Source organism: Mycobacterium sp. NPDC003323 (assembly GCF_053589535.1).
Window position 1 is genome coordinate 90,252 of record NZ_JBSFSB010000004.1, and the last position, 17,370, is coordinate 107,621.

15 protein-coding genes are annotated in these 17,370 nt (G+C 67.4%); 8 read left to right on the top strand and 7 right to left on the bottom strand.

Annotated features, from left to right (window positions below):
- Positions 1-50: 50 nt before the first annotated feature.
- Both ACWDUN_RS12645 and ACWDUN_RS12650 read left to right on the top strand, forming a co-directional pair.
- Positions 51-875, top strand: coding sequence for an alpha/beta fold hydrolase (locus ACWDUN_RS12645; protein ID WP_449929015.1), 825 nt, complete (start codon positions 51-53; stop codon positions 873-875).
- Between the two features lie 192 nt (positions 876-1,067).
- Positions 1,068-2,093 (top strand): fused (3R)-hydroxyacyl-ACP dehydratase subunits HadA/HadB, encoded by a 1,026-nt coding sequence (locus ACWDUN_RS12650; RefSeq protein ID WP_449929017.1) that lies wholly within the window; start codon positions 1,068-1,070, stop codon positions 2,091-2,093.
- Positions 2,094-2,095: 2 nt separating this feature from the next.
- Here ACWDUN_RS12650 and ilvA read toward each other — a convergent pair whose 3' ends face one another.
- Both ilvA and ACWDUN_RS12660 read right to left on the bottom strand, forming a co-directional pair.
- On the bottom strand, positions 2,096-3,313 hold the full coding sequence (ilvA, locus tag ACWDUN_RS12655; RefSeq protein ID WP_449929019.1) for a threonine ammonia-lyase: 1,218 nt from the start codon (positions 3,311-3,313) through the stop codon (positions 2,096-2,098).
- Between the two features lie 15 nt (positions 3,314-3,328).
- Entirely contained in the window at positions 3,329-5,710 is a 2,382-nt protein-coding gene (locus ACWDUN_RS12660; RefSeq protein ID WP_449929021.1) for a hypothetical protein, read from the bottom strand.
- 439 nt (positions 5,711-6,149) lie between these two features.
- Between ACWDUN_RS12660 and ACWDUN_RS12665 the strand changes: the two genes are divergently transcribed.
- A complete protein-coding gene (locus ACWDUN_RS12665) occupies positions 6,150-6,530 on the top strand; it encodes a heme-binding protein (RefSeq protein WP_449929023.1) in 381 nt (126 codons plus the stop codon).
- Between the two features lie 62 nt (positions 6,531-6,592).
- Here ACWDUN_RS12665 and ACWDUN_RS12670 read toward each other — a convergent pair whose 3' ends face one another.
- Positions 6,593-6,853, bottom strand: a complete 261-nt coding sequence (locus ACWDUN_RS12670) for a hypothetical protein (RefSeq protein ID WP_449929025.1) — start codon at positions 6,851-6,853, stop codon at positions 6,593-6,595.
- Between ACWDUN_RS12670 and ACWDUN_RS12675 the strand changes: the two genes are divergently transcribed.
- Both ACWDUN_RS12675 and ACWDUN_RS12680 read left to right on the top strand, forming a co-directional pair.
- Positions 6,826-8,688, top strand: a complete 1,863-nt coding sequence (locus tag ACWDUN_RS12675; RefSeq protein WP_449929027.1) for an alpha/beta hydrolase — start codon at positions 6,826-6,828, stop codon at positions 8,686-8,688. The genes ACWDUN_RS12670 and ACWDUN_RS12675 overlap by 28 nt on opposite strands.
- Positions 8,689-8,825: 137 nt before the next feature.
- Positions 8,826-9,287, top strand: coding sequence for an LppA family lipoprotein (locus ACWDUN_RS12680; protein WP_449929029.1), 462 nt, complete (start codon positions 8,826-8,828; stop codon positions 9,285-9,287).
- A gap of 105 nt (positions 9,288-9,392) precedes the next feature.
- On the opposite strand, the gene ACWDUN_RS12685 is transcribed toward ACWDUN_RS12680, so the two are convergent.
- Positions 9,393-9,644, bottom strand: coding sequence for a hypothetical protein (locus tag ACWDUN_RS12685; protein WP_083060527.1), 252 nt, complete (start codon positions 9,642-9,644; stop codon positions 9,393-9,395).
- A 70-nt stretch (positions 9,645-9,714) separates the two neighbouring features.
- On the bottom strand, positions 9,715-11,157 hold the full coding sequence (locus ACWDUN_RS12690) for an MFS transporter (protein ID WP_449929032.1): 1,443 nt from the start codon (positions 11,155-11,157) through the stop codon (positions 9,715-9,717).
- A gap of 117 nt (positions 11,158-11,274) precedes the next feature.
- On the opposite strand from ACWDUN_RS12690, the gene ACWDUN_RS12695 reads away from it, so the two are divergent.
- From ACWDUN_RS12695 to ACWDUN_RS12705, 3 genes are all read left to right on the top strand, one after another.
- Positions 11,275-11,850: a TetR family transcriptional regulator gene (locus ACWDUN_RS12695; RefSeq protein ID WP_449929034.1), complete on the top strand. Its 576-nt coding sequence runs from the start codon at positions 11,275-11,277 to the stop codon at positions 11,848-11,850.
- Between the two features lie 82 nt (positions 11,851-11,932).
- Complete coding sequence (locus tag ACWDUN_RS12700) at positions 11,933-13,561, top strand: cation:proton antiporter domain-containing protein (RefSeq protein WP_449929036.1); 1,629 nt, start codon at positions 11,933-11,935, stop codon at positions 13,559-13,561.
- A 58-nt stretch (positions 13,562-13,619) separates the two neighbouring features.
- Complete coding sequence (locus tag ACWDUN_RS12705) at positions 13,620-15,806, top strand: MMPL family transporter (RefSeq protein ID WP_449929038.1); 2,187 nt, start codon at positions 13,620-13,622, stop codon at positions 15,804-15,806.
- Here the strand turns inward: ACWDUN_RS12705 and ACWDUN_RS12710 are convergent, their stop codons facing one another.
- Complete coding sequence (locus tag ACWDUN_RS12710) at positions 15,807-16,946, bottom strand: RNA polymerase sigma factor (protein WP_449929535.1); 1,140 nt, start codon at positions 16,944-16,946, stop codon at positions 15,807-15,809.
- Positions 16,943-17,350 (bottom strand): YciI family protein, encoded by a 408-nt coding sequence (locus ACWDUN_RS12715; protein WP_449929040.1) that lies wholly within the window; start codon positions 17,348-17,350, stop codon positions 16,943-16,945. Before ACWDUN_RS12715 ends, ACWDUN_RS12710 begins: the two co-directional genes overlap by 4 nt.
- Between the last annotated feature and the right edge of the window lie 20 nt (positions 17,351-17,370).

A 17,370-nucleotide genomic window follows, 5' to 3' on the forward strand; every position in this document is an offset into this window, starting at 1 on the left:
CGACCAGCATATCGTCGCCTTGAGTAGAACGATCTATCTAGGAGGTCCGGATGCCCACGGTCGACGTGCCCGCCGGCCGCATCGCCTACCAGGACACCGGCGGCGACGGTCCCGTCCTGGTCTTCGGCCACGGGCTGCTGATGGACGGCCGCCAGTGGCGCAAGGTGATCCCGCAACTGCCCGAATACCGCTGCGTCACACCGACACTGCCGATGGGAGCGCACACCGAACCGATGCGCCCCGATGCCGACCTCACCGAGCAGGGGGTCGCCGGCATCCTCGCCGATTTCCTCGACGCCCTCGATCTACGAGATGTCACGCTCGTGCTCAACGACTGGGGTGGCGGTCAGTTCCTGATCTCCGACGGGCGCGACGAACGCCTGGCCCGCCTGGTTCTGGCGTCCTGCACCGCGTTCGACAACTATCCACCCGCACCCGCCCGTCCGGCGGCAATGCTGTGCCGGCTGCCGGGCGGCGGATGGGTGCTGTCGCGGATGCTCGGCACGAAGTTCTTCCGGCACAGCACCCGCGCCTACGGCGCGCTGACCAAACGTGGGCTACCCGACGAGCTGTTCGACGACTGGTTCGCGCCCGCGGTGAACGATCCTGCGATACGCCGGGACCTGGTCAAGTTCGCCACCGGCGCCCCCTCGAAGCACCGGCTGCTCGAGTTGTCCGAACAGATGCGCGGCTTCACCCGACCGGTCCTGGTGCTGTGGGCCCGCGAGGACCGGATGATGCCCCTCGCGCACGCCGACCGGCTGCTCGGCCTGTACCCGCAGGCATCGAAGGAGATCGTGGAGGATTCCTGGACCCTGATCCCCGAGGATCAGCCCGAGATCATGGTGCAGGCGCTGCGCGACTTCGTCGGCTAGCTTGACCGGAGACCGCCGAAACCCGCGTTTCGGGTGCTCCCGAGGCACAGATCACCCCGGGTACGCGGGTTTCGTCACAAAGGGGCGATCGCTACACCGCCGCTCCCCGAATTCCGGTGCCAGGGCGTGTCCGCGCTAGGGTGCTGAGGTCAGTTGCAGCAAAAGTGCAGATAGAAGATGTGAGCCACCATCATGACCGCAGCAGCAGAAGCGTCGGCACTCGAAGCCCGCGTCGGCCACTACTACCAGATGGACGGCACCTACCTGGTGGGCCGGGAGAAGATCCGCGAATTCGCCCGCGCGGTGCAGGACAAGCACCCCGCACACTGGGACCTCGACGCCGCCCGCGAGCTGGGTTACCCGGGTCTGGTCGCGCCGCTGACCTTCACCTCCGCCCCGGCGATGGCCTGCAACCAGCGCATGTTCGAGCAGATCGTGGTCGGCTACGACATGTACCTGCAGACCGAGGAGGTCTTCGAACAGCATCGCCCGATCGTCGAGGGTGACGAGCTCACCATCGACATCGAGCTGACCTCGGTGCGCCGGATCGCCGGGCGTGACCTGATCACGGTCACCAACACCTTCACCGATACCGCCGGTGAGATCGTGCACACCCTGCACACCACCGTGGTCGGTGTCGGTGCCGAAGAGGTCGACGCCGCGATCCGGCCTGCGGTGCAGGGCGTCATGATGCACGGCATCAACATGCTCGGCGCCGAGGAGTCCGGCGCGCCGTACGTCAAGACGGTGCGCCCCGAGGGCGCGGTGACGATCGCGGACGGCAGCACGCGGACGCCGGCGTCGCGATCCTTCGACGAGGTCCAGGTCGGCGACGAGCTGCCCGCTCATCAGGCGCGGCTGTCGCGTGGTGATCTGGTCAACTACGCCGGTGTGGCCGGTGACGCCAACCCGCTGCACTGGGACGAGAACATCGCCAAACTGGCCGGCCAGGACGACGTGCTGGCCCACGGCATGCTCACCATGGGTCTGGGCAACAGCTTCGGTTCGGCGTGGTCGGGCGATCCCGGCGCGGTGACCCGTTACGCGGTGCGGTTGTCGCAGCCGGCCATCGTGCCGGTCAGCGGGACCGAGATCGAGTTCACCGGCAAGATCAAGTCGCTGGATCCCGAGACCCGCACCGGTGTCGTGCTGGTGGGCGCCAAATCGGGCGGGCGCAAGATCTTCGGCCTGGCGACGCTGAACGTCCGGTTCAGCTGACCTCAGTCATCCTCGACGGTGGCGCGCACGCCGGCCCCGGCCAACGCCTCCAACACCGCGTCGCGGTGCGCACTACCGCGGGTTTCCACGGTCAGCATCACCTCCACCTCGTCGAGGCCCAATGTCGGTGCGGTGCGCCGATGTACGACGTCGAGCACGCTGGCCCCGGCAGTGCTGACCACGCTGAGCAGTGAGCTGAGCCCACCGGGCCGATCGGCGATGACGGCCTTGACGACGAGGTAGCGTCCGGCCGCCCGCAATCCGTGGTTCATCACGTGGGTGAGCACCAGCGGATCGATGTTCCCTCCCGACAGCACGGCGCACACCGGACCCGTGGGCTGCAGTTCGCCGGTCATCAGCGCTGCCACCGCCGCCGCACCGGCCGGTTCGACCAGCAGTTTGGCCCGCTCCAGACACAACAGCAAGGCCCGCGACAACATCTCCTCGCTGACGGTGTGGATGGCCTCGACATGGGCCCGCACCACCTCGAACGGCACCTGGCCCGGCACGGGCACCGCGATACCGTCTGCCATCGTCGACACGGGCGCGCGGGTGGGCTGACCGGCGGCCAGCGATCCCGGCCAGGCCGCCGCACCCTCGGCCTGTACGCCGATCACCTTCACCTGCGGTGCCAGGTGATGCACGGCCGCGGCGATCCCGGCGATCAGCCCGCCGCCACCGGTCGGTACCAGAATGGTTGCCACATCCGGGATCTGGCGCACTATCTCGATACCGACGCTGGCCTGGCCGGCCACGATGTCGACGTGGTCGAACGGGTGGATCAACACCGCCCCGGTCTCGGCGGCGAACTCCCCCGCCGCATCGAGCGACTCGGCCAGGTTCGCTCCGGCCAGATGGACACGGCTGCCGTAGGCCTTGGTGGCGACCAGCTTGGGCAACGCGGCATTCTCCGGCATGAACACCGTCGATTCGATGCCCAGCTCCGTTGCCGCCCAGGCCACACCCTGCGCATGGTTGCCGGCGCTGGCCGCGACCACGCCGCGTGCACGTTCTTCCGGGGTCAGGTTCGCGATGCGGTTGTAGGCACCCCGGGGTTTGAAAGAGCCTGTGCGTTGCAGGTTTTCACATTTCAGCCAGACCTGGCCACCGGTGCGTTCGGACAGCGCCCGCGATGCGACGACGGGCGTTTGCCGGATCACCGGTGCCAGCCGCTCGGCGGCCGCGGTGATCTGGTCCAGGGTCACCAGTTCTGTGTTCACTCACACCATGGTTGGCTACCACACCGACAGCGTCAACGATCCCGGCGCGCTGTTCACACCGTCGGTGTCGGTGGCGACGATCAGGATCGTCCGAGTCGTCCAGCCGCCCTGGGTAGCGGTGAACGTGACGGCCCTCAGCGCGTCCTCGTACTGTTGCTTGGTGGCGATGCCCGACAGCGTGAGCGTCCTGGTCGCACCGTCATAGGCGGCGGTGACCGGATTGTCCGGCAACCCGCCGAAGGCCAACGTGTCGCCGTCCTTGCCGAACGTCGTGACGCGCACGGTGACCTGCTGCAGGTGACTGGAGTCGCCGTCGACGATGCCGACCGCTGCCACGGGCTTCATCGGCGGGTCACCGATGCTGTAGGACCGGCCGCCGATGGGCGTGACCAGCGGCACCAACCTGGTGGGCGACCAGACTCCGACCGTGACGAAGCCGGGCGCGATGTTCGCTATGCCGTGCTCGTCGGTCGCCGAGATCGACAGACCGCGCACCAACGCCGCGCCCTGGGTCGCCGAGAACGTGACCGCCTGGAGCGCCTCCTCGTACTGCGCCAGTGTCCCGTCCCCGGTCAGCGTCAACGTACGCTCGACGGCATCCCAGGTTGCGGTGATCGGATTTCCCGACGGCGCAACGTAACCCAGCACATCGCCACTTTGCGCCAGGGTGGTGATCTTGACCGTTAGCTTCGACAACCGGCCCGAGTCGCCGTCGATGATGTCGACCGCCGAGACGATCTTCGCCGGGCCGTCACCGATCGTGAAGCCACCACCGGCGATCGGCGTGACCAGAGGCGGCAACGTCGCGGGTGCCCAGACCGCCACGGTCACGAACCCGGGTGCGATGTTGTCGACGTCGTCCTCATCGGTCGCCGCGATCGACAGGCCGCGCACCAACAGCGCACCCTGTGTCGCCGAGAACGTCACCGCCTCGATGGCATCCTCGTACTGCGCCAGCGTCGCCACGCCCGACAGCGTCAACGTCAACGTCTCGGCATCCCAGGTCCCGATGACCGGGTTGTCGGCAGGGGCGGTGTAGGACAACGTGTCCCCGGTCTGAGCCAGCGTCGCAATCTTGATGACGACCTGCTTCAGCCGGCCGGAGTCCCCGTCGACGATATCCACGGTGGACACGATGTGCGCCGGGTCCTCACCCAACTTGTAGCCGCCCCCGACGATCGGCGTCACGAGCGGAGGCGCCTGGTAGACCGGGTCGACCGTGACCGGAACGCTCACCGTGAGGTTGTCGGCCTGGGCGAAACCGAGGAATCGAGTGACGGTCTCGACCATGTCCTGGATCTGGCCGAGGACACCGGGCAGATGCTCGGAGTCGTCGCGCACGACGATGGTGAAGCTATCCGTCAGCGGCTGTCCGGTGACCAGCTCCCATGGGGTGTAGACGAACCTGCCGCTGATCAGATCCCGGTACACCCAACCCTTTTCGGGCTGGACGATGTCGTAGTTCAGCACATCGCCGTTGGGGTCGGTGGCGTTGAGGTCGATGTAGACCTGTCCCAGTGCGTTCTGTTCGTAGACGATGGGGCCCGCGACCGGTGTCCGGTTGGCAAAGGTGTGGCTGATCTGGCGCGCCACCCAGGCGAACATCGAGTTGACGAGCACGTCGAGCGGCGTGGGCGTGTTGGCCGACTGGGTGTTCAACGTGACGCCGGCAGCCGTCATCTTCGGGGTGAGCGCACCTGCCGACGGCTTGGGTTCCTGCACCGCCGGGGTCGCCGGCGTCTCGGCTGCCGGGGTTTCTGCGGGTACCTGCTCAACATCGTCGTCGGGCACTGCCGCGGTCTCGACGACGATTTGCGGCGCGGCCTGCAGGACGGCGGTGACCGTTTTGCGGACCGTCATCGACTCGATGGTTTCCGGATGCGACCGCGAGGCGCGCTCCGGTGCGCCGGCCGCCGTATCGCCGGACGAGCCGGTGCCACCGTCAGACGCCTCGTCGGCATCTGCGGGCTCCGTCGGCTCGATGACCTCCTCACCGGCGTCGGCGGTCTCGGTGGGCTGCGCGCTCGACGCGGTCGCGGTACGCGCGACTGTGGCCGACCTGGGTCCGCGCTTACGGTCGGCCGGTTCCGTTTTCGGCGTACGCGGACCGGCCGAGGGAGTTCCGTCCCCGGTCTCCGAAGCCGAACTCTGGCTGCCGGTACCGGTTCCCGTGTCGGCATGGGCCGGCTGGGCGACCCCTGCGTTGGCGATGGCGAGCCCGACACCCAGCGAGACGGCCAGCGCGCCCACCCGACCGACGTGCAGCGCATATCCCGATGACGAGCTGCGCGCGTGCCTGGCCGAACCGATCGAATCACCATCGATCAGCAGGCTTTTCGCCGACCACAGTTGCTCATTGGCTCGCGTGGCACGGTGACGGGCGGGCGCTGCGCACATAGGGGTCTCTCCAAATCGGTGTCGGTGCCCCCGGATCGAACCGCGTGCGGACGAACTCCCCTTCGTCCACGATCGCCTTCCTGCGCCCGCGGCAATGCGCTGAAGTACCACGCAGTGTTCGGCGAGGATGACTGTAAACGCCATTCCGCTACTTGCGTAGCGGATTCCGACCGATAGTTGCTCCCGCAATGACTTAGCTATCACGCATCAGTCACCCAAGTGCGCGGATAGGCAGACGGCAAATGTACATGAGCGTCAAATTTGTCTGTTGATGTGCCCCGGGCCTTGATATCGACGCTTCCCGGCGGTACCGCACCCCGTGCTGGCGCGACCCGTCAGTATGGCCCCAAGGCGAGAAACTGCACCTAGAATCTGATTAGCTTTGAGCGTCAGCACCGCGCTGGCGCGTCGCCACGCCCTCGATTAAGGAGCCCGATCAATGTTGCTCAATGCCCGTCGTGCGGTAGTCGGAATCCTAGGAGCCGGCGCGGTCACCGGTGCGACGCTGCTCGCCGGCGCTCCGTCGGCGTTCGCCGAGCCGGTGCCGCCGCCGCCGAACTGCACCGCAGCCGATCTGGCCGGAGTGCAGTCCGGGGTGTCGGCCGCCACCTCGGCCTACCTGTTCACGCGTCCCGCCGTCAACGACTTCTTCACCAGCCTGCACGGCCTGTCGCACGCCGAGATGGAGCAGAAGGTCAACGAGTACTTCGAGGCCAACCCGCAGATCGGCGCCGAGCTCAAGAACATCCGGAAGCCGCTGCAGGACATTCGTATTCGCTGTGGCGACACCGACAGCGACGGCGACGTCGACATCCTTTAGTCCGCTGCCGTAATCCGGCGGACGCTCATCCGCCGGATTACGCCGGCACGGGCTGCAGATCTTTACATTGTGCTATCGATGCCCGCAGCACTGCTTTCATCGCCGTAATCATAGATATCGGCACCGCGATAAAGATCCAGCGCGATGCCGGCCAGGAGATCCGTGCGCGCTGCATCCGCCGTCTCCCAAGTCTCCCTCACCCGCTCGAACGCCACGAACGCCGAACCTGCCCATCCGGATTGACAGCCGGCGAGCGCCAAGGAGTTTTGGGTCAATTGGGTGGACGCTGCCTCGTTTGCGGCGTCCAATTGGCCGGCACTCATCCGCACTTTGGCGGTATCGACTTGCAGCGGTTGGGGCAATTCAAGCTCCTTCCGGTGACCTCCTCCAATTGACTATAGTGGCCGAATTGGGGGTCACCGCACGCTGTTTTGGCGGGTGGTCGGAGTTCGGGGGAGCGCCATCCATGCCACTGACGTTCGAGGAGATCGAGGACTGGACCGGTAAGACCGGTACCCTCGAGGCCTTGCAAACTGAGTTGTCGCAGCGTCAGACGACGCTGTCGGGATTCCAGGACCAGCTCGCCGACATTCGCCGACTGCCTGGCTGGGAGGGCAGTGCGGCACACGCAGCACGCCAATCGTTCGATCCGGTGGATGACGACATCGACAAGGCTGCGGCCGCAGTCGGCGCGGTGCATACCCAGGTCGGGGAAACAATCGGTGACTTGAACGAGGTGCGGGGCAAGATCGACGAAGCCAAACGGTTCGCCGCCGCCAACGACTACACGATTCAGTTCAACGGCAGCATCGTCGATCTGTGGAACCTGGATGACAGAGCGAACGCCAGCCCGGCCGAACTTCAGGCCCACGAAGACGCCCGCGTCCGACTGGCAGAGATGGTCTCGCATGTCGTCGCGCGCGGCAACGAGATCGAAGCCGATGCATCACGGGTGCTGTGGGCAGCCAACTCCGGTGAGATCGGCACGGACGGTCTGCACGGCGCCGATGAGGCCGGCGCGGCCGGCGCTCATTTCGCGCTCGACCCTGATGCCGATCCGCAAGAGGTCGAGGACTGGTGGAACGCGCTGAGTCCGGAACAGCAGCAATGGATGATCGCGAACCGCCCGGATTGGGTGCGCCATCGCGACGGCATACCGACGGCTGTGCGCGACGCCGCCAACAGCCGGTGGATTGATTCAGAGCTGCCGCGGCTGCAGGCCGAACTGGATCGTGAATTGGCGGCAAATCCTTACCCGGGCAGCCCGGGCGCCGACAAGAGCTCGACGCGTCGGATTCAGGAGCTACGTAGCACGATCGACGACCTGACCAGAATTCGTGGAGTCGCAGACAAGCCCGACCACTACCTCATCGACATCGACACATCCGGTGACAGCACGAAAGCCATTGTGTCGGTGGGCAACCCCGACGATGCCGATCACGTCTCGGTCACAGTCCCCGGGATGGGGTCGCAGAAGGACGCGGGTGGGACGATCGAGGGCATGGTCCGCGAGGCAGGTTTGGTGCAACGCGAAGCCGAACTGCAGCTCGACGGTGTCATCGGGCGTGAGGACGAATCGGTGGCCACGGTGGCATGGCTCGGATACGACACCCCGCCAGGGTTGGCCGAAGCCGGCGGAGACTCTCGCGCCACCGGTGCCGCGCCGGTACTGTCCAATTACTTGGAGTCGATCGACGTCACCTCCACCAAGCCCGACGACCCTCATCTGACACTGGTCGGCCACTCGTATGGTTCCGTGGTGTCCGGCATGGCGCTCAATGAAGGCGCCAACTCCGTTGTCGACGACTACATCGCGTATGGGTCGCCGGGCTTTTACGCCATGGATGAGGCGGATCTGGGCATGCAGCAAGGCCATGTGTTCGTCATGCAGGCACCGGACGATCCCATTCAGTTACTCGACAAGGTAGACCCGCTGCCCGGCCTCGGCTGGCGTGGCGGAGACCCCGCGGATGGGTCCTTCGTGCAGCTGTCCGCCGAGTCCGCCACCACCCCGGACGGCGTACAACGGCAAGGTGCGTCCGGACACTCGGAGTACCCGCGACCGTTTCAGGTAGGTGAGCAGGACATCCTGCGCACCACCGGTTACAACACCGCCGTTGTCATCGCCGGGCTGTCTGAACAGGCGGTGCCCAGGTGACCACGGCGGGACCACCTGACCGCGGTCGACGGAAATCCATCGGCTGGGTCATCGGCATCACCGTCGCAGTCGCTGCCACCGTCGCGCTGGTGGTCGGATCACTGTCTTCCGCACCCTCATCCGAACAGGAGCCAACCGTGAACCCCCACCCCACCGGCGCGCTCGAAGCCGATCTGCGGCCCAAAGGGGCGGCCGAGGACGCGCTGCCCCGCTACGAATCGATAGTTGCGGCCATCGCCGAAGACATCACCGCTGTGATGCCGGGTTTGACGTGGAAATGGAACCGGGACCCCGACTACGTGGACTGCACCGGAGCGTTGGCTGATACCCGTGGCGTGCGGGTTGGTACTCGAAACTTTCTGTCCAGCAGTCCGATACCAGACGAGCTGTGGCCGGTGGTCCTGCAGGTCGTCCGTGACCATGCGGCGGAACTCGGAGCCGCGGCAGAGCATGTCTACGCCGACCAGCCTGGCCATCACGATGTCGCAGTGTACGGCGACAGCGGTGTCGAGATCCGATTGCTCACCCGTGGCCGCGCCGTTCTGTCGGCGATGAGCGACTGCTATCTACAGCGGCGCGACCTGTCACCCGAGACGTGAGCACGCCGGTCGTCGCCGCAAGGGATTGCCGACCCGCGCCCTCACATAAAAAGCGAACGCCGACACCCGCGCGTGCGGATGCCGGCGTTCGCCGAGAGACTGGGGTCAGAGGATCCCGATGCCGCCGTAACCGCCGTAGCCCCAGGGCCACATGCCCCACTGGGTCTCACCGAGCTGACCGGGCGAGCTGGTGATCTGGGCGTTGCCCGGGCTCTGGCACACGGTGCTGGTTCCGGAGACGATGTTGCCCGCCTGGGTGCAGGAGGGTTCGGCCGACGCCATCGGTGCGGCCATGATTGCGCCGACGGCACCCGCGCCTGCGAGCAGTGCGGCGACGGTCAAACGTGACTTGATCACAAGGGTCCTTTCATCGGATAGATGAAGCGTACAGCGCATCCCCAGGAAGTGGTGCTGTGTACAACAAGGTTCACCCCCGCGTTGACGGCGGCTCCGAAGACTGCGGGATGAAAACGGCGATGGCCGTGCACAAGCCGGCCGCCCCGAGCCCGAACAGGAACGCCGCCTGAAATCCGGCGGTGCTCGGTACGGCGACATCGCCGATGTCGACGGCGGATCGCGCGAGCACCGCGGCGATCACCGCGGCGGCGGTCGCCGTACCGAGGGACCGCATCAGGGTGTTGAGTCCGTTCGCCGCACCGGTCTCCGAGGCCGGCACCGCGCGCATGATGAGCGTCGGCATCGCCGCGTACCCCAACCCGATCCCGATGCCGATCAACACGTTGATGAGCAGGATGTGGCCGGCATGCAGATCCGCGAGCACCGCCACGACATAACCGCTTCCCATGATCGATGCGCCGGCGACCAGCAGCGGTTTGGGACCCCACCGCCGTCCGAGCCGGCCGGCCACCGGTGACATCGCCAGCATGGCCAGGCCCGCCGGCATCAGATAGAGGCTGGCCTGTAGCAGCGGCATCCCCAAACCGCCTGCCTCGCGGGGAAGTTCGAGCAGTTGCGGAAAGGCGATCTGCGAGGAGAACAGTGCGAATCCCATCGCGATCGAGGCGAGATTGGTCAACAGCACCGGGGCCCGGGCGCTCACCCGCAGATCCACCAGCGGCTCGCGGATGCGCAGTTCCAGCCATCCCCAGACGAGCAGGACGACGCCGCCGCCGACCAGGGCACCCACGGTGCGCGGCGAGGTCCATCCCCATTCGTTGCCGCGCGAGATGGCCAGCAACACACCGGTCAGACCGACCGCGAGACCGAAGATGCCGATGCCGTCGACCCGGCCGCCGGCGCGCACATTGCTCTCCGGCACCAGGGTGGCGATCAGCGCGAAGGCGATGCCGCCGAGTCCGGCGGCGAACCAGAACAGCACATGCCAGTCGAAATGTTCGGTGACGAACGCACTTATCGGAAGCCCCAGCGCTCCGCCGACCCCGAGGGTGGCGCTGACCAAGGCGATCGCCGACCCCAGCCGATCCGCAGGCAGCGTGTCGCGCAGGATCGCGATACCGAGCGGGATGACACCCATCCCGACACCTTGCAGTCCGCGGCCGACGATCAACGGTCCGACGGTCGTGGACAGCGCCGCGACGACGGATCCGGCCATCAGCACCCCGAGCAATGTCAGCGCGATCCGGCGTTTGCCGTACATGTCGCCCAACTTCCCGGAGATGGGCGTACAGATCGCGGCGACCAGCAGCGTGATGGTGATGACCCAGGCGGTGTCACCGCTGGATGCCTGCAGCAACTGCGGCAGTTCGCCCTGGATCGGTATCAGAACGGTCTGCGTGAAGGCGGCAGTCATACCGGCGAACGCCAGCGCGGACACGACACCGGCCGGCCGTGCGGGGCGCGGGGACGCGCCCGGCCGCGGACTCAGCGCCGTCGGCGTACCGACTGTCATCAATCCACCCTTCACATCGCCGACCCGGCCCACCGTACCGACGGCTGAGACTCAGTATCAAATCGTAACCTAAGTATCGTTTCTGATATTCCTTCCCGATTCGGCTACCCTGGACCGATGGCCGCCGGAGTTCGTGAACGCGCGCGCCTGGCCCTGCGGACCGAGATCGCCCATGCGATGAGCATGCTGTTCGCCGAGCGAGGCTTCGACGCGGTGACCGTCGACGAGGCCGCCGCCGAGGTCGGCATCTCCCGGGCGACGTTCTTCCGGTACTTCGGCTCCAAAGAGGACGCCGTGCTCGCCGCCATCGAGGCCTCCTCGATCGACTACGCGGCCGACCTGGAGCGCCTGCCCGATATCGACGGTGAGAATCCGTGGCAGCTCCTGCGCCGGGCGTTCACCGAATCCCTGCGCCATATCGATGAGCACTCCGAGCTCGAACGGTCACGGGTGCGGATGATCAACGCGACGGTGTCGCTGCGCACGCGGATGGCGCAGCGACGCTTCGCCCACGAAGAGGCCCTCACACCGGTACTGGCTGCCCGCATCGCCGACCCACACGCCGCTCGCCCGATCGTGGTGGCCGCCCTGGCCTGCCTGGATCTGGCCTGGCGCAGATGGGCGGCCGATGAGGTGCCGACCATGACCCAATCGCTGGATCTGGTCTTCGCGCATCTGACCGCGGCCGGCTGAGTCGGCAGCACGCCGCGAGATCCGCGGCGATAGACGCGATACTTGGAGCTCATCACCCGCCTGAGGAGGCCATCGACCGCGTATGACGACTGTCGCCATCTATCTCGTCGTGACCTTCGGATTGGGCGGACTCGCCATGGCGGTCCGGCTGCCACCCCTGGTCGGTTTCCTGGCCGCCGGCTTCGTCATCAACGCGATGAACGTCGAGCACATCCCGGAACTGGAGACCCTGGCCGACCTCGGCGTCACGCTGCTGCTGTTCGCCATCGGGCTGAAACTCGACGTCCGCATCCTGCTGCGGCGCGAGGTCTGGCTGACGACATCGGCGCACATGGTCCTCAGCGTCGTCCTCGGCGGCGCCGCGCTGTGGGTCGCCGCCGTCGCGGGCATGTCGATGCTGTCCGGGCAGAGCCTGCAGACGATCGCGCTGCTGGCCTTCGCGCTGTCGTTCTCCAGCACCGTGTTCGTCGTCAAGGTCCTGGAGGAGCGCGGCGAATCGCACGCCCTGTACGGCCGGGTCGCGATCGGCATCCTGGTCATGCAGGACATCGTCGCGGTGGTGTTCCTGACCGCGACCAGCGGTCATCTGCCCAGCCCGTGGGCGCTGACCCTGATCGGCCTGTGGCCACTGACCCGCGTGCTGCGCCGGGTCTGGTCCCGGCTGGGCCACGGCGAGATGCAGTCGTTGTTCGGCATCGTGATGGCCTTCGTCCCGGGTTACGCGTTGTTCTCCGCCGTCGGCCTCAAGGGTGACCTGGGCGCACTGGTCATCGGTGTGCTGCTGGCCTCGCACGCGGCCTCCTCCGAGCTGGCGCGCTCCCTGTTCCACATCAAGGAACTGCTGCTCGTCGGGTTCTTCGTGTCGATCGGCCTGACCGGGCTACCGGACCTGCCGAGCATCGGCGTCGCCGTGCTGATGGTGCTGCTGCTGCCGTTCAAGGTCGGTTGGTACGTGGCGCTGCTGTCGCTGATGCGACTGCGGCACCGGACCTCGCTGCTGGCCGGGCTGAGCCTGATGAACTATTCCGAGTTCGGCTTGATCGTGGTGTCGGTCGGCGTCTCGGCCGGGATGCTGGCCCCCGCCTGGCTGGTGGAGATGTCGATCGCGGTGGCGCTGAGCTTCGTGGTGTCGGCCCTGGTGAACGGCCGCGGGCACCTGATGGTGGAGAAGATCGCCGCCCGGCTGCCCGCCCAGGACGAACGCAGACTGCAGCCCGAGGAACGCCCGGTCGACGCCGGTGATGCCGAGGTCGTGGTGATCGGCATGGGGCGGGTCGGCTTCGCGGCCTATCAGCGACTGTCGGAGCACTACGGGCTGCGGGTCATCGGTGTGGACTACGACGGCCGCCGTATCGCGCGGCTGGCCGCCGAGGGTCTGAACGTCATCGAGGGCGATGCCACCGACCTGGACTTCTGGCATCGGCTGCGTCATTCGGAGTCCGCGCGCTCGGCGATCCTGGCCATGCCGCGCCACGGCGCCAATGTCACCGCGCTGGACTGTCTGCGCGAGTCCGGCTTCACCGGCACCGTCGCGGCGGTGGCCCGGTACGACGACGAGGTGGCCTGGGCTCGCGAGCAGGGTGTGGACATCGCGTTCAACGTCTATGCCGGTGCCGGCCTGGAGCTCGCCGACCAGGTGGGAGGCGGTCCCGTGCCGGCGACCATGGACCCCGACCTGGAGGACCCGGCGACCGAACCGCGCGACCGGTAGGTCAGATCACACAGATCCGTTCGCTTGACCCTGCCGGGATGCGGGAACCCCGTGCGCTATGTCGCGATTCCTCTTCGCCCTGGGCGGTGCCAGTTTCCGTCGCCGGTGGCTCGTCCTGATCACCTGGCTGGCCGTGTTAGCCGGTGTCGCCCTGGCCTTCGTGGGGTTCCGCGGCGAACCCAGCGACAACTTCACCATCCCGGGAACCGAATCGCAGCGCGCCGTCGAGCAGTTGCAGACCAACCTGCCGGCCTACGGCGGGGCGCAGACCCAGATCACGTTCGCCGCGCCCGAGGGCCGCGTCATCTCCGATCCGGGCCTGGCGCCGGCCATCGAGCGGGCCGTCGCGCAGCTGAGCTCCGTCCCGGATATCGCCGCGGCGGCGGGCCCGGGCCAGACCGGCCAGGTCTCCCCCGACGGACGCATCGGCCTGGGCACCGTGCAGTGGCGCGCCCCCATCGGCGAGGTGTCCGATTCCGCGCTGAGCGCGCTGGAGGACGCCATGCGGCCGGCCCAGGAGGCGGGTGTGCAGGTCGAGTATTCGGGGGCGGTGTTCCCGGGCTACAAGGTGGCCGTGCCCCACCTGCCCGAGATCATCGGTATCAGCGTCGCGTTCCTGGTGCTGCTCATCACCTTCGGCTCGGTGGTGGCCGCTGGGCTACCGATCCTGACCGCCGCGATCGGTGTGGGTATCGGCGCGCTGGGCATCTTCATCGCCGCCGCGTTCGTCGACATGCCCACCGCCTCGCTGTCGCTGGCGCTGATGCTGGGGCTGGCCTGCGGTATCGACTACGCACTGTTCATCCTCAACCGGTACCGCAACAACCTGCTGTTGCTCAGACCGCGTGAGGAGGCGGCCGCGTTGGCCGTCGGGACCGCCGGCGGATCGGTTGTCTTCGCGGCGTTGACGGTGGTGATCGCACTGTGCGGCCTGGCCGTGGTCGGCATCCCGTTCCTGACCTACATGGGTGTGACGGCAGCAATCACGGTCTTCATCGCCATGCTGATCGCGCTCACCTTGCTGCCGGCATTGTTCGGCTTCGCCGGCGGCAAGGTCGCCAAGTTCATCGAGCCACCGCTACAACCGGGCCGGCCCAAGGAGGTGGCCCAGGTCGCGGCCTACACACCGCAGCGCACGCTCGGCGCGGCATGGGCCCGTTTCGTGGTGCGGTTCCGCGCGCCGCTGCTCATCGGCGGTTCGGCGGCGATGATCGTCATCGGTCTACCCGCGCTCGGTATGCATCTGGGTCTGCCGAGCGGGGCGTCCCAGCCCGAGTCGAACACCTCCCGGCAGGCCTACGACCTGACCACCGAACATCTGGGCCCCGGTTTCAACGGACCTCTGCTGGTGGTCGCCGACATCTCCCGGGCCACCGCTCCCGATGCCGCGCAGACCATCGCCGCGGGCATCGGCCGCGAGGACAACGTCGTGGCCGCGATCCCGGCCGGCGGCGACAACCGCACCGCCCTGATCCAGGTCATCCCCGAGACCGGACCCAACGATGTGGCGACCGCGGAGTTGGTGAAGCAGATTCGGGCCGACCGCGACGCCATCACCGCGGGCACGGGGGCGACGTTCCTGGTCGGTGGCACCACCGCATCCAATATCGACACCTCCGACAAGCTCGCCGCGGCGTTGCCGATCTTCATCGTGGTGGTCGTCGGGCTGGCCTTCATCCTGCTGACAGTGGCCTTCCGCGCCGCCCTGGTCCCGCTGACCTCGGTCATCGGCTTTCTCCTCTCGGTGTTCGCGGCGTTGGGCGTGCAGGTTGCGGTCTTCCAATGGGGCTGGGGCGCAGATCTTCTCGGCATCACTCCGGGAGAGACGATCAGTTTCCTGCCGATCATCGTGCTGGCCATCATCTTCGGATTGTCCTGCGACTACGAGGTGTTCGTCGTCTCACGGATCAAGGAGGAGGTGGGCCGCACGGAGGACGCCACGGCCGCGGTGCGCAGCGGTGTCGGCCTGTCGGCGCGGGTGGTGACGGCGGCCGCGCTGATCATGTTCGGCGTGTTCATCGCCTTCCTCGCCGGCAGCGATCCGATCATCAAGTCCGTCGGCCTGACCCTTGCGGTGGGCGTGTTCCTCGACGCTTTCGTGGTGCGGCTCACCCTGATTCCGGCGGTGATGGCCATCCTCGGCGATCGGATGTGGATGCATTCCAGGTGGTTCGCCAGGTACGTGCCCGACCTCGACATCGAGGGCACCCAGCTGGAGTCCCGGATCGCCGCGCCCGCGCGCTGATCATGCGCCGCGCAGGGCGGCCGCCTTCCGGGTGAGGTGGCGGCGTTCGGCGACGGACTGCGCCTGTTCGGCCGCGCGGGCGTACAGTTCGGCCGCACCCGACAGGTCCCCGAGGTGTTCGTGCAGATGCGCTGCCGCAGCGGTGTATCTCGGCAATCCGGGGTCCAGTTCGGACAGCGCCGCCAGGCCTGCCCGCGGGCCGTCGGCCTCACCGACGGCCACTGCCCGGTTGAGTCGCACGATGGGGCTGCCGGTCAGCGCGACCAGTTCGTCGTACCACTGCACGATCTGCAGCCAGTCCGTCTCGGCGGCGCTCGGCGCGTCCGCGTGCAGCGCAGCGATGGCTGCCTGAGCCTGATATTCGCCCAGCCGATCGCGACTCAGCGCCTTCTGCAGCACTTCGATTCCCTCGGCGATCAGATCGCGCCGCCACAACGTGCGGTCCTGTTCGGCGAGCGGGACGAGACTTCCGTCTGCGCGGGTGCGCGACGGTCGCCGGGCGTGATGCAGGAGGACCAGCGCGAGCAGACCCGACACCTCCGGGTCATCGGTGGCCGATGCGAGCTGCCGGGTCAGCCGCATCGCCTCGGCGGCCAGGTCCACGTCCCCGCTGTAGCCCTCGTTGAACACCAGGTACAGCACCTTCAGCACGGTCCGCAGATCTCCGGGTGTATCGAGCCGGACGTCCTTGACGGTGCGCTTGGCGCGGCTGATGCGTTGCGCCATGGTGGTTTCCGGCACCAGGTAGGCCTGTGCGATCTGTCGCGTGGTCAACCCTCCGACCGCTCGCAGGGTGAGTGCGACGGCCGCGGAATCACTCAGGCTCGGGTGGGCACACAGGAAGTACAACTGCAGGGACTCGTCGGCGGCGGACGCGGGGACCGGGATCGGCTGCCGCGACACGGTCTGCTCCCGGCGGCGCCGCGCGGCATCCGAACGGGTGATGTCGAGGAACCGCCGCCACGCCGTCGTGATCAGCCAACCCTTCGGATCCTGCGGTGGGTCGGACGGCCACACCTCGGCTGCGCGGATCAGTGCGTCCTGGACCGCGTCCTCGGCGGTGTCGAAGTCGGCGCCGCGGTGCACCAATGCGGACAGTACGCCCGGGATCAGTGCCCGCAGCCGCGCCTCGTCCACTATTCAGTGACCGTGGTCGGTGAGCCCATGAACGGGCGCACCTCCAACCATTCGTGGATCGGTTCGCCGCCGGCGCCGGGCGCCGCGGACAACTCGCCGGCCAGTTCCACGGCACGGTCGTAGGAGTCGACGTCGACGATCATCCAGCCGGCGATCAGATCCTTGGTCTCGGCGAACGGGCCGTCGGTGACCGCGGGCCTGCCGGGCCCGTCGTGGCGGACCCAGGCGCCCTCGGCCGACAAGGCCTGGCTGTCCACATACTCACCGGACTCCTTGAGCCGGTCGGCGAAATCGTCCATGTACTGCACGTGGGCATCGATCTCGGCCGGTGTCCACCGGTCCATCGGCACATCGTTCAGGGCCGCGGGCGCGCCGCGGTAATGCTTGAGGAACAGGTACTTGGCCATCGCTGACTCCAATCTGGTTT